The organism is Pantoea sp. PvP021 (assembly GCF_054056055.1).
Genome location: NZ_JBSRXX010000001.1, coordinates 487,403 through 499,363 on the forward strand (window position 1 = coordinate 487,403; position 11,961 = coordinate 499,363).

Below are 11,961 nucleotides of genomic sequence, written 5' to 3' on the forward strand. Positions count from 1 at the left end.
TAGGATGCTGTTCTTTAAATGTAGCGAAAGCGAAACGGCAATGAGTGCTAAAATAGGCTGGTTTGCCTGAGCGATTAACAGGAAGTGACAGAACGAAACAGGGCCGCAAGGCCGGAAAGCCGTGGACGGCAAGACTTATCCATTGCGTATTTTCAGGACATTAACCAGAGGTAACCGATGAATAATCCACCTGCCGGTGAAAAAGACAGACTCAATCCCGTTGTATTTTATACCTCTGCCGGATTGATTCTGACGTTTTCACTTGTGACGATTCTCTACAGTGAACTGGCCGCGAGCTGGATCCTCAAGGCGGTAAACTGGGTTTCCGCCACCTTCGGCTGGTACTACATGCTGGCTGCCACGCTCTATATTGTTTTTGTGTTGTATATGGCCTGCTCACGCTTTGGTTCGATCAAGCTCGGGCCTGAGCACTCCAAACCCGAGTTCAGCGTCCTTAGCTGGTCTGCCATGCTGTTCGCCGCCGGCATCGGCATCGACCTGATGTTCTTCTCGGTCGCCGAGCCGGTGACGCAGTATATGCAGCCGCCGGAGGGGGCAGGGCAGACGATGGAAGCGGCCCGCCAGGCGATGGTCTGGACGCTGTTCCACTACGGACTGACCGGCTGGTCAATGTATGCGTTGATGGGCATCGCGCTGGGCTACTTCAGCTATCGCTATAACCTGCCGCTCACCATCCGTTCAGCGCTCTATCCTATCTTTGGTAAACGCATCTATGGCCCGATTGGCCACACCGTAGATATCGCCGCCGTGGTCGGCACCATCTTTGGTATCGCCACCACGCTCGGCATCGGGGTCGTGCAGCTTAACTATGGCCTCAAAGTGCTGTTTGATATCCCGGAAGGCCTGACCGCGCAGGCCGCGCTGATTGTCCTCTCCGTGGTGATCGCCACCATTTCTGTCACGTCGGGCGTCGATAAAGGGATCCGTATTCTCTCTGAGCTGAACGTGGTGATGGCGCTGGGCCTGATTCTGTTTGTGCTGTTCTTCGGCAACACCGAGTTCCTGCTGAATGCGCTGGTGCTGAACGTCGGGGATTACATCAACCGCTTCATGGGCATGACGCTCAATACCTTTGCCTTTGATCGTCCGACCCAGTGGATGAACAGCTGGACGCTCTTCTTCTGGGCGTGGTGGGTGGCCTGGTCGCCATTCGTCGGCCTGTTCCTGGCGCGTATCTCACGTGGTCGTACCATCCGTGAGTTCGTGCTGGGCACGCTGATTATTCCGTTCACCTTTACGCTGTTGTGGCTGTCAGTGTTCGGTAATGCCGCGCTGTATCAGATCATCCATGGTAATACGGAGTTTGCGCAGGAAGTGATGAACCATGCGGAGCGCGGCTTCTACAGCCTGCTGGCGCAGTATCCGGCGTTTAAACTCAGCGCCTCGGTCGCGACGATCACCGGTATGCTGTTCTACGTCACCTCGGCGGATTCCGGCTCGCTGGTGCTGGGTAACTTCACCTCGCGCCTGAAAGACATCAACAGTGATGCACCGAACTGGCTGCGTATCTTCTGGTCTGTGGCGATTGGGGTACTGACCCTGAGCATGCTGATGACCAACGGTATCACTGCCTTGCAAAACACTACGGTGATCATGGGGCTGCCGTTCAGCTTTGTTATCTTCTTTGTCATGGCGGGGCTGTTTAAATCCCTGAAGATTGAAGATCACCGTCGGGCCAGCGCCACGCGCGACACCGCGCCCTATCTGGCTCATGCGACCGATCGCCTGACCTGGAAGAAGCGTCTGTCGCGCCTGATGAACTACCCTGGCTCGCGTTATACCCAGCAGATGATGGAAAAAACCATCTATCCGGCGATGCAGGAAGTGGCGAAAGAGCTGGAGCTGCGGGATGGCCGGGTCACGCTGGAGAGCGTTGAGGCGGATGAAAGCAACCCGATTGGCTATCTGGATCTGCGCGTCCATCTGGGCGAGGAGCAGGACTTTATCTATCAGGTCTGGCCGCAGCAATATTCGATTCCGGGCTTTACCTATCGCGCCCGCAGCGGTAAGTCGACCTACTACCGGCTGGAAACCTTCCTGATGGAGGGCAGTCAGGGTAACGACTTAATGGATTACAGCAAAGAGCAGGTGATCATCGACATACTGGATCAGTATGAGCGACACCTGAACTTCATCCATCTCAACCGTGAAGCGCCGGGCAGCAACATCAGCTTCCCAAGCGCTTAAATCAGGGCCCGTCAGTGAGCAATTGCTGGCGGGCTTTTTTTTCGCTACCGTCGTCATGAACAATACCGCTTCACCTGCCGAAATCGACTATCTTTAGGGCTTTGCTGGCCTGATGCCTGAAAAGCGTAGACAGGGAGTCATATGGGAAAAATATTCAGTACGTTTCTGCCGCTCTATACCACTACGCTTCTGATGCTGCTGGGTTCCGGTTTACTGACTACCTACGTTTCGTTGCGGCTGGCCAGTGAGCAGGTTAATGGTGCGCTGATCGGCGCGATTATTGCGGCCAACTATATCGGGCTGGTGATTGGCGGCAAAGTGGGGCACAACCTGATTGCCCGCGTCGGCCATATCCGTGCCTACGTGGCCTGTGCCGGGATCATTACCGCCTCGGTTGTAGGTCACGGGCTGACGGACTTTATTCCGCTGTGGGTCTTTCTGCGTCTGATTATCGGGCTCTGCATGATGTGCCAGTACATGGTGCTGGAGAGCTGGCTCAACGATCAGGCGGAATCTTCCCAGCGCGGCATGATTTTCGGCCTCTATATGGTCGCCACCTACCTTGGACTCAGTGGCGGACAGGTGATACTGAGCCTGCAATCGGGGTTTGGCGTGAGCACGCTGCTGATTGTGGCGCTCTGTTTCGCGCTCTGTCTGGTGCCGATTGCACTGACCACCCGCACTCACGTCCGGCCCATGACACCGGCGCCGATGGAACTGGGCTATTTTATCCGCACCATTCCCAAACTGCTCGGCACCACCCTGGTGACCGGCATGGCGATTGGCGCGTTCTATGGCCTGGCACCAGTTTATGGCAGCAGCAAAGGCTTCACCACCAGCCAGACCGGTTATTTTATGAGTCTCACGATTTTTGCCGGACTGGTGTCGCAGTTTCCGCTGAGCTGGCTCTCTGACCGCTACGACCGCCAGCGGCTGTTATTCATTATTGCCATGCTCTTTGCCGTGGCCTGCGTGCCGCTGGTGGTGCTGCCACATCTGACCTTCCACTGGATGATTGGCATCGCTTTTGCCGCCAGCATGATGCAGTTTGCGCTCTATCCGTTGCAGGTGGCGCTGGCCAACGATCAGGTCGCCGCCGATCGTCGTGTCTCGTTAACCGCCTGTCTGCTGATGGCGTTTGGTATTGGCGCCAGTATCGGCCCGCTGGTGGTCGGTGCGCTGATGCAGCCGCTGGGCAGTAATATGCTCTATCTCTTCTTTATGCTCTGTGCGCTGGTGATTGGCGGACTGAGTTATGTGCGTGCGCCGGGTCCGCTTCCGACGACCGAAGTACCGTTGCCGCATGTGGTGATGCCTGACAGTCTGGCGACCTCGCCACTGGGTGCCGCGCTGATCCCGACGCTGGAAGAGGAGGTGATTCATGCGTCGATGGGCGGTCAGGAGCCGGAAGAGGAGAGTGCTGAGTTCGATGACACAGCTGACGAAGAGGATTTGCCCGATGACCTTCCTGAGGATCAGCGGCACAAATAGCAGCGGCAAAGCACCGCTGACTGCACCGTTAAAGCAGGATGTCCGGATCTGACACACTCTTGTCCGGTTGCTGGCTCGACATTCGGGTCAGCAACCGCGAAGCTGGCGCATACCGCTTTTTTGAGGAGTCACACCATGCTGGAACTTCGCCCCAATTGTGAACGCTGCGACGTTGATCTGCCGCCATCTTCTCTGGCGGCACGCATCTGCTCGTTTGAATGCACTTTCTGCGCTGACTGTGCTGAGCATCTCACTCATCTTTGCCCTAACTGCGGCGGTGAGCTGGTGCGCCGCCCGGTGCGTCCGGCAGAGAAACTGCAGAAATATCCGGCTAAAATGCGTAGCTGATCCCAAATGACTACAGATATGGTTGGGGCAGAATAGCCTGGCGCGCCTGATCGCATTATGATGTATTTCGTCCCTGACAGAGCTACCACCTTTACTGAGTGCCGGAGATAAGCGCCGGGAGGGACGTACCTTTCATCTCTCTTTAATCGCTTCGCCCGGCCTCCTTGCTCCCTTGCTTCCTTGCTTCCTTGTTGCCAGCCTCCTTTGCATTCTGCTTTCCAGCGCGTCATGCCAGTACAGGGTCAGCCCTGACTATACTCTGAAGAAGTTTTCAGCAGACAAAGGCCGGGTGCAGCGATGTTTTACCAATCACTGAATGGCGCAGCGTGGCGACGGATCTGGGTGGTCGGCGATCTGCATGGTTGCCGGCGCGAACTGGATGCGCTGTTGCAGCAGCATCAGTTTGACCCGCAGCAGGACTTACTGATTTCGGTGGGTGACATCATCGATCGCGGTCCCGACAGCCTGGGTTGTCTGGCGCTGCTGGAGGAGCCCTGGTTTCGCTGCGTGCGGGGGAATCATGAGGAGATGGCGCTTTGAGCACTACAGGGGCAGGAAATGGCGCTCTGGCAGATGAACGGTGGCGACTGGTTCTTTCGGCTGCGTGGTGCAGCGTTGATTGCGGCGCGTCACGCGTTGCAGCGTTGCCGTGAGCTGCCGCTGATTCTCCATCTGCAGCTCGATGAGCGAATTATTGTGATTGCTCATGCTGATTATCCGGCCCGGGAATATGCGTTGAATAAGCCACTCGACTGGCAGCAGGTGGTCTGGAGCCGTCAGCGGCTGGAGGCGATGGAGTCAGGCGAACGGGCGGGCATCCGTGGCGCAGACGCCTTTTACTTCGGACACACGCCGCTGAAACAGCCGCTGACGATTGCCAATCTGCATTACATCGATACCGGCGCAGTGTTTGGCAATCATCTGACGATGGTGAAAATAAAGTGACTCAGCGAAACAGGCGTCCGTCGCGAACCAGCTCCCGCGGATAGCTGTTCTTGATACGGCTGCCGACTTTTTTAGCCAGCCCCAGCGGCTGCTGCTGATAAGTGACAATCATCTCATTACGGGTAGGTTCCGTTTCCGGGTAGATATCCCGGCCGCGATACCACTCTTCCGCCTCTGCTGCGGTGAGCTCAAAAGTCTGCGCCGCATCCGGTTTTGCCAGCGCAATTACCGCTTCATGCTGCCAGCGATAGCCTTTAGCAAAGGTTTCTGCCAGCTTCAGGCCGATGCGCGAGAACCGCACTTTGCCCAGCAGCGGGGTGACGGCCTTCGGGAACAGCCAGATCTCTTTATCACGCTGCCACAGTTCCAGCGACGCATCCCATTTAAGAGAGACAGCGGCGGCGGCCTGGGCTATCTCACTTTCCAGCTTGCGGCTGAGGTGGGAGAAGGGCAATTTACCCACTTTGTAGCCCGGCAGCGGTAAGGGCTCGACCGACGCGGTTTTACGCAGCCGGGCAACGAAAAAGCCTTCGCTGTCGAACATCTGCGGGAAGACATGCAGATAGCCCTCGGGCGTCGCGGCCTGTCCGGCACCCTCAAACAGACCATCGAGTGCTACAACCTCAACAGCGTCCGGATAGCGCTCCAGCAGCCAGGCAATGACCTGCTGATTCTCAATCTGATTCAGGGTGCAGGTGGAATAAACCAGCGTGCCGCCGGGTTTGAGGGCGTGAAAGGCACTGTCGAGCAGATCGCGCTGGGTCGCGGCGATCTCGTGCGTACTTGCCAGCGACCAGTTTTTCAGCGCATCAGCATCTTTGCGAATCACCCCTTCGCCGGAGCAGGGGGCGTCGAGCAGGATGGCGTCGAACTGTTCCGGCAGGGCTGGCCCGAAGACCCGCGCGTCAAAGTGCGTTATGGCACTGTTGCTGACGCCGCAGCGGCTGATATTGGCGTGCAATACTTTTACCCGGCTGGAGGAGAATTCGTTAGCCAGGATAACGCCCTGATTGCCCATCCGCGCAGCAATCTGGGTCGTTTTAGAACCCGGTGCCGCCGCCATATCCATCACGGCGCTGACCTCTGACTGAGCATCAAACAGCGCGGTCACCGGCAGCATGGAGCTGGCCTCCTGAATGTAGAACAGGCCACTGAGATGCTCAGCCACGCTGCCTAGCGGCAGGCTCTCATCTTCCCGACTGATCCAGAATCCCTCTTCGCACCACGGCACCGGCGTCAGCTTCCAGTCATAATTAGCCGTCTGACTCAGAAAGTCAGCCACGCTGATCTTCAGGGTATTGACGCGAATACTGCGGCGCAGGGGTTGCTGACTGTAGGCAATAAATTGCGCGAGGCTCGCCTCATCGGGCAGGCTCTGGCGAATTAACGAGAGAAAATCGGCGGGGAAAAGCGAAGAAGCATCTGACACGGGCACATTCCAGTTAAGGCAAAGGCGGCAGTGTATCATGAGGAAAGGAAACGGGCAGCCAGGCTGCCCGTTTGAGGGAGTGAATAAGGCGTATGATCCCTGAGCCGGTGCTGACTTTAAACGCCTAAAAGGGCAGCCAGGCTGCCCGTTTGAGATAGCCTTTAGCGCGGAGACGGGATCGCCGTTCCCCAGTTACGCCAATCTTTCGGCGCTTCATCCTGCAGCAGGAAATGTTTATCCGGGTTGGCCTGCGGCGCCAGCGGCACCGTCGGCGGCGTCGCAAACTGAATGCCACCGCGAATAAACTGCTGGAAGGTCCCGGTTTTCACTACGCCACCCACCAGACCGAAGTCCAGGTTATAGCCGGATGCCAGCCAGAACACCGAGTTATTACGCACCAGATGCTGGTACTTCTTACTGATGCGCAGGGCGATCTGCACACGATCCGCCATATTACCCAATGAGGTGCCGGTCACGGTACCCACTTCCACACCACGGAACAGCACCGGCGTACCCAGCGACAGTGAGCCGGCCTCAGTGGCATCAACATAAATGTTCAGGCCATTAAGGTAGCGGGAATCGGTAATGGTGCTCTCCTGCAGCTCAAACGTGCGCGCGGCGCCACCTTTACCGGGATCCACGTTGACGTAAGGCTGCAACAGGGTTTCCAGATGATTCACGCCGGTAGCGGAAATCTCCGGTGAGACCACCGAGAAACGGCTGCCGAGACGGGCGAAATCGTTGACATACTCCGGATAGAGTACCGCTTTCGCCACCACCTGATTGTTATCTTTGCTTAACGACAGTGACTCCACCTGGCCGACATTAATACCCAGGTAACGAATCGGCATCCCGGCAGAGAGCTTGCTGGCGTCATAGGTGTGCAGCGTAATCTGGCTACCCACCGCGCGGGCGGCGGTTTCAGACGGATAGAGGACGCGTTTGGCCCCTTTGGCCGACTGCGCACCACTCATATTGTCGAAACTGATCGCGCCTTTCAGCGCGCGGTTAAGCGGCGATGCCTGCACCGTCAGGCCGCTGCCGTTAAGGCTGACGCGTGCGCCACCCTCAGCCCAGAACACGCTTTCGCTGGTCAGCAGCTTGCGATACTCCGGCTGAATATGTACCGCAATATCAAAGGCGTTAGCGCGTGGCGTGACTTTGACAATCTCACCCACCTGAAATTTGCGGTAAAGCACGACAGAGCCGGCCTGCACGTCAGGCAGACTGTTGGCGGTCAGCATCAGCGTGGTAGAAGGGCCATCGCCGGTAATGCCTTCTTCCGCTTTTTCAGCATCCGCAAACAGCGGGTAAGCACTTTTTGGCTCACCCTTTTTGCCCGGATCCAGCCGGATACCGCCATCCACCCATTCACGGGCGCTGGCACCTAATACCTGCATGCCATCAAGACCGAACTTCACATCCAGCCGACTGTTGACGATAAATTTGCTGTCGCCATGCACCAGATTGCGATTTTCAGGATTGACCGCCACCACGAAATTCACGCCATTTTCATCCAGCGTACGCGACATCACCTGACCAATCTGCATGCCGTGCAGCATCAGCGGCTGGCCCTGATCGATACCATAGCTCTCTGGCGCGCTGAGTTTTACCGTCAGTACATTGGGCTTCTGCAGCAGAGTCTCATTGGACGCCAGCACGGTGTAGTGCTGCTGCGGCTCGCCTTCACCCGGCACCAGTTCCAGCGTGTTGCCGGTCAGTAGCGCGCTGAGGCTGGTATCCGTCAGGCTGATTTTCGGACTGTGCATCTCAATGCGGGTGCCGCTGCGCATCAGACCGACAACAGAGGGATCAATCGTCAGCTCGCCGGTGACCTTGCCGCCATCCTGCAGGTTCAGTTTGGTCAGCGTGCCGACTTCCAGTCCCTGATACATCAGCGGGGTGCTGCCCGCCTTGAGATTGTTGCCGTTAGGCAGATCCAGTGTGATCTGCACGCCGCGCTGACTATGTGCCAGATCGGGGTAGAGCCGGTAATTCTGCTCAGCTTTGGCCGTTTCCGCACCCTGTGGCGAGTCAAACGCGATCGCGCCATTGACCAGCGCCGCCAGACTCTCCAGCTGCACTTTAGCCCCGCTCAGGCTGACGTCAGCATTCATGCCTGACACATTCCAGAAACGGCTGTTGGTTTTCACCAGATTGATAAAGCGACGGTCAATCAGCACATCAATCGACACGCCATCGGATTTGCTGTTAATGCTGTAGTCATAGACCCGGCCAACCGGAATTTTGCGGTAATAGACCAGCGAGCCGGTGTTGAGCGAGCCGAGATCGGGCGCATGCAGATGGATCATCAATTCGCCGGTATTCACCCGATACTTGGGCTGCGTATCCAGCGCGGTGAACGACTCGCTGGGTTTACCTTTACCCGGCATCATCCCGATGTAGTTGCCGCCGACCAGCGCATCCAGCCCCGACACACCCGCCAGCGAGGCTTTAGGCGTCACCAGCCAGAACTGCGTATCTTCACGCAGCGCATCGCGCATGTCGCTTTTGATGCTGGCTTTAATCTGAATGCTGCGATAATCATCACTGAGATTAATGCCCTGCACGGTGCCCACTTCCACGCCCTGATAGCGGATCGGGGTGCGACCCGGCACGATACCATCCGCCGTCTGGAAATTGATGGTGATGGTGGTGCCGCGCTCCTGATAATTGGTCCAGAGCAGCCAGCAGGCGATCAGCATCGCAATAATCGGCAGCAGCCAGAAGGGCGAAATTTTGCGCTTATTGCGCAGCGTTGCGTTAGTCGGTGTAGTCGGCGTTTCCTGTTGCATGTGCATCCCAGAGCAGGCGGCTGTCCAGCCACTCAACAGACATAATGGTCAGGATGACGGCCGCGCCAAAAAACAGCGCCGCCGGTCCCATGGTAAAAGCCAGCAGCTGATCACGGTTGACCAGCGACATGGTTAACGAAATGACAAACAGATCGAGCATTGACCAGCGGCCAACCCAGGTGACAAACCGCAGCAAGCGAATGCGGGTTCTCAGCCCCTGTTCACAGCGAAAATGAATGCTGAGCAGCAGCGTCAGCATCACCAGCACCTTGATAAACGGCACCAGAATACTGGCGATAAAAACAATCGCCGCCACCGGAATATTGCCTTCGCCCAGCCCCAGGATGCCGGAGAAGATGGTGTCCTCACGCCGTGAGCCATTAAGGTAGACCACGGAGATCGGCATCAGATTTGCGGGGATCAACAGCACAATCGATGCGATGAGCGCGGCCCAGGATTTCTGCAGGCTATGGCGGCGTCGGAAGTCGAGCGGCGTATGGCAGCGCGGGCAGCGGCCCCGTTCATCGGGTATGCTGGTGTTGTGACAGTTCAGGCAGACCTGCATATCGTCACGGGCCATATTGCCAGGCGTCTGTGGGTAGAAATGCTCCCACAGCTGCTCCATATTCAGATGGATCAGTGTCAGCACGCTCAGCACCGTCAGGGCGATGTAAGCCGCCAGCCCGTAGCCAATCTCAAGCGAAGCATAGTCCTGCACTTTAATTGACGCCACGGCGATGCCGATCAGATAGATATCGAGCATCACCCACTCTTTCAGCTTCTCCAGCATCAGCAGCACGGGACGCAGGTTCATGCCCAGCCGGTGGCCGATACCGAGATAACAGATACCCGCCACAAGCGTCACCGGCGCGCCGATGGTGCAGAACGCCACCATTGAGGCCGTCAGTACATCACCCTGCTGGGTCATCTGGATGATGCCTTCCAGTACGCTGGCATTGATGCGCATGCCAAGCAGCCGGATATCTACCAGCGGCAGGGAGAAAGCAAAGGGCATTAACACAATCATGGTGGCGGCCATCGCCATAAGACGGGTCATCGGCCAGTCGCGACCACTGAGAATTTCGGCGTTACAGCGTGGGCAATGTGCCGACTGATGCGATTTCACATCCGGTAAGGAAAAAAGGGTATCGCATTGCGGGCAACGCTGATAACGTGCGTGAGGCAATGTCTGGCTGATAGCGTGAATTTTCATAGGGTGATGCAATCTTCGCTCTTCAGAAGTAACAGATATCGGTCATAAAGACATTGTCTGTGTGCCTGTCTCGGGCATCACGCTTCGATCCACAGAATGCTAAGGGTATAGCAACTAACGCTATGATTCACCTTGTGGCTCTGGATATTTAAAACTTATTTTTAACGAACGGTCTTTAATGCCCCGTTCAGATGTCATTGGTAACGGTTGAATAATGAACAAAACTGCCTTTTACGCCGATTTGAATCGCGATATGCGCGCCTTACTGGCGGGAGAAACGGCGTTCCTCGCCGCGATGGGAAACTTTAGCGCGCTGCTGTACGAACGTCTCGATGGCGTGAACTGGGCTGGTTTCTACCTGCTGACGGAAGCGGATACGCTGGTGCTGGGCCCGTTCCAGGGCAAAATCGCCTGTGTGCGCATTCCGGTCGGTAAAGGTGTGTGTGGCACGGCGCTGGCAGAAGAAAAAGTGCAACGCGTAGATGATGTGCATGCCTTCCCGGGCCACATCGCCTGTGACGCTGCCAGCAATGCTGAGATTGTGATTCCTCTGAAAGTGAATGGCACTGTGGTTGGGGTGCTGGACATCGACAGCGTGGCGTACAATCGCTTTGACAGCGACGACGAATCGGGGCTGGTCACACTGACTGATGGGCTTTGTGAAGTGCTTGCGAACAGCGACTTAGAAAAATATCTGCAGCTGACGCGCAGCTAATCGACTGGATCACATGGCATTTAGCGATGTTGTCATTATAATGTCGCCTGTTCATGCCTGCGCTGGTCGGCAAACCCGTTGTAATCAGGAAATTTCATGGAAAATCAACCTAAGTTGAATAGCAGTAAAGAAGTCATCACTTTTCTGGCGGAGCGCTTTCCGCACTGCTTTAGCGCTGAAGGTGAAGCGCGTCCGCTCAAAATCGGTATCTTTCAGGATCTGGTCGAGCGTGTTCAGGGCGAAATGGGTCTGAGCAAAACACAGCTGCGTTCCGCGCTGCGTCTCTATACGTCAAGCTGGCGTTATCTGTACGGCATCAAAGCCGGTGCTATCCGTGTCGATCTCGACGGTAACGCCTGTGGCGTGCTGGATGAGCAACACGTTGAGCATGCACGCAAGCAACTGGAAGAAGCGAAAGCACGCGTCCAGGCGCAGCGTGACCAGCAGCGCGCCGCGCGTCGTGAAGCAGGCGAAAGCGAAGAGGGCGCGGCACCGCGTCGTCCACGCAAGCCCGCGGCACGTAAGCCTGCAGAAGGCGAAGCCGCGCGTAAACCGCGTCCGCAGACCACTGCACCGCGTGCGACCGCCTCACAGCATCGCAAGCCAGCCCCACGTCCGGAGCAGGAAGCCCGACCCATCACTGATACCTCAACTTTGCAACCCGGCCAGAGTATTAAAGTTAAAGCAGGCAAAAGTGCGATGGACGCTACCGTTCTTGAAGTATCAAAAGACGGCGTTCGGGTCCAGCTCGCTTCCGGCATGGCAATGATTGTGCGCGCAGAACACTTGCAGTTCTGAAACGGAGGCTAACCCCGGC

At 56.8% G+C, this 11,961-nt stretch carries 8 protein-coding genes and 1 pseudogene; 6 read left to right on the forward strand and 3 right to left on the reverse strand.

All coding sequences use genetic code 11. The features are described from left to right. Nucleotides 1–177 precede the first annotated feature (177 nt). From ACVKSX_RS02200 to ACVKSX_RS02215, 4 genes and pseudogenes are all read left to right on the forward strand, one after another. Nucleotides 178–2,208 (forward strand): choline transporter, encoded by a 2,031-nt coding sequence (locus tag ACVKSX_RS02200; protein WP_010258753.1) that lies wholly within the window; start codon nt 178–180, stop codon nt 2,206–2,208. 141 nt (nt 2,209–2,349) lie between these two features. Continuing rightward, on the forward strand, nt 2,350–3,699 hold the full coding sequence (locus tag ACVKSX_RS02205; protein ID WP_010258755.1) for an MFS transporter: 1,350 nt from the start codon (nt 2,350–2,352) through the stop codon (nt 3,697–3,699). A 135-nt stretch (nt 3,700–3,834) separates the two neighbouring features. After that, entirely contained in the window at nt 3,835–4,047 is a 213-nt protein-coding gene (locus ACVKSX_RS02210) for a DUF1272 domain-containing protein (RefSeq protein ID WP_010258758.1), read from the forward strand. A gap of 297 nt (nt 4,048–4,344) precedes the next feature. Beyond that, nucleotides 4,345–4,992: pseudogene (locus tag ACVKSX_RS02215) on the forward strand (metallophosphoesterase). A 1-nt stretch (nt 4,993) separates the two neighbouring features. On the opposite strand, the gene rsmF reads toward ACVKSX_RS02215, so the two are convergent. From rsmF to yebS, 3 genes are all read right to left on the reverse strand, one after another. Next, a complete protein-coding gene (rsmF, locus tag ACVKSX_RS02220; RefSeq protein WP_354438287.1) occupies nt 4,994–6,421 on the reverse strand; it encodes a 16S rRNA (cytosine(1407)-C(5))-methyltransferase RsmF in 1,428 nt (475 codons plus the stop codon). 161 nt (nt 6,422–6,582) lie between these two features. Next, nucleotides 6,583–9,216 (reverse strand): PqiB family protein, encoded by a 2,634-nt coding sequence (locus ACVKSX_RS02225; protein ID WP_354438288.1) that lies wholly within the window; start codon nt 9,214–9,216, stop codon nt 6,583–6,585. Continuing rightward, nucleotides 9,185–10,429, reverse strand: coding sequence for a membrane integrity lipid transport subunit YebS (gene yebS / locus ACVKSX_RS02230; protein WP_022625536.1), 1,245 nt, complete (start codon nt 10,427–10,429; stop codon nt 9,185–9,187). Before yebS ends, ACVKSX_RS02225 begins: the two co-directional genes overlap by 32 nt. A gap of 214 nt (nt 10,430–10,643) precedes the next feature. Here yebS and ACVKSX_RS02235 point away from each other — a divergent pair, with 214 nt between their 5' ends. Together ACVKSX_RS02235 and proQ are read left to right on the forward strand one after the other, a co-directional pair. Further along, entirely contained in the window at nt 10,644–11,144 is a 501-nt protein-coding gene (locus ACVKSX_RS02235; protein WP_010258773.1) for a GAF domain-containing protein, read from the forward strand. A gap of 96 nt (nt 11,145–11,240) precedes the next feature. Next, nucleotides 11,241–11,942, forward strand: coding sequence for an RNA chaperone ProQ (proQ, locus tag ACVKSX_RS02240; protein ID WP_010258776.1), 702 nt, complete (start codon nt 11,241–11,243; stop codon nt 11,940–11,942). Nucleotides 11,943–11,961 lie beyond the last annotated feature (19 nt).

Excerpts from the sequence above, each read along its gene's own strand:
- yebS (WP_022625536.1), bottom strand. The coding sequence starts at position 10,429 with ATGAAAATTCACGCTATCAGCCAGACATTGCCTCACGCACGTTATCAG.
- ACVKSX_RS02200 (WP_010258753.1), top strand. The coding sequence starts at position 178 with ATGAATAATCCACCTGCCGGTGAAAAAGACAGACTCAATCCCGTTGTA.
- ACVKSX_RS02210 (WP_010258758.1), top strand. The coding sequence starts at position 3,835 with ATGCTGGAACTTCGCCCCAATTGTGAACGCTGCGACGTTGATCTGCCG.
- ACVKSX_RS02225 (WP_354438288.1), bottom strand. The coding sequence starts at position 9,216 with ATGCAACAGGAAACGCCGACTACACCGACTAACGCAACGCTGCGCAAT.
- ACVKSX_RS02235 (WP_010258773.1), top strand. The coding sequence starts at position 10,644 with ATGAACAAAACTGCCTTTTACGCCGATTTGAATCGCGATATGCGCGCC.
- ACVKSX_RS02205 (WP_010258755.1), top strand. The coding sequence starts at position 2,350 with ATGGGAAAAATATTCAGTACGTTTCTGCCGCTCTATACCACTACGCTT.
- proQ (WP_010258776.1), top strand. The coding sequence starts at position 11,241 with ATGGAAAATCAACCTAAGTTGAATAGCAGTAAAGAAGTCATCACTTTT.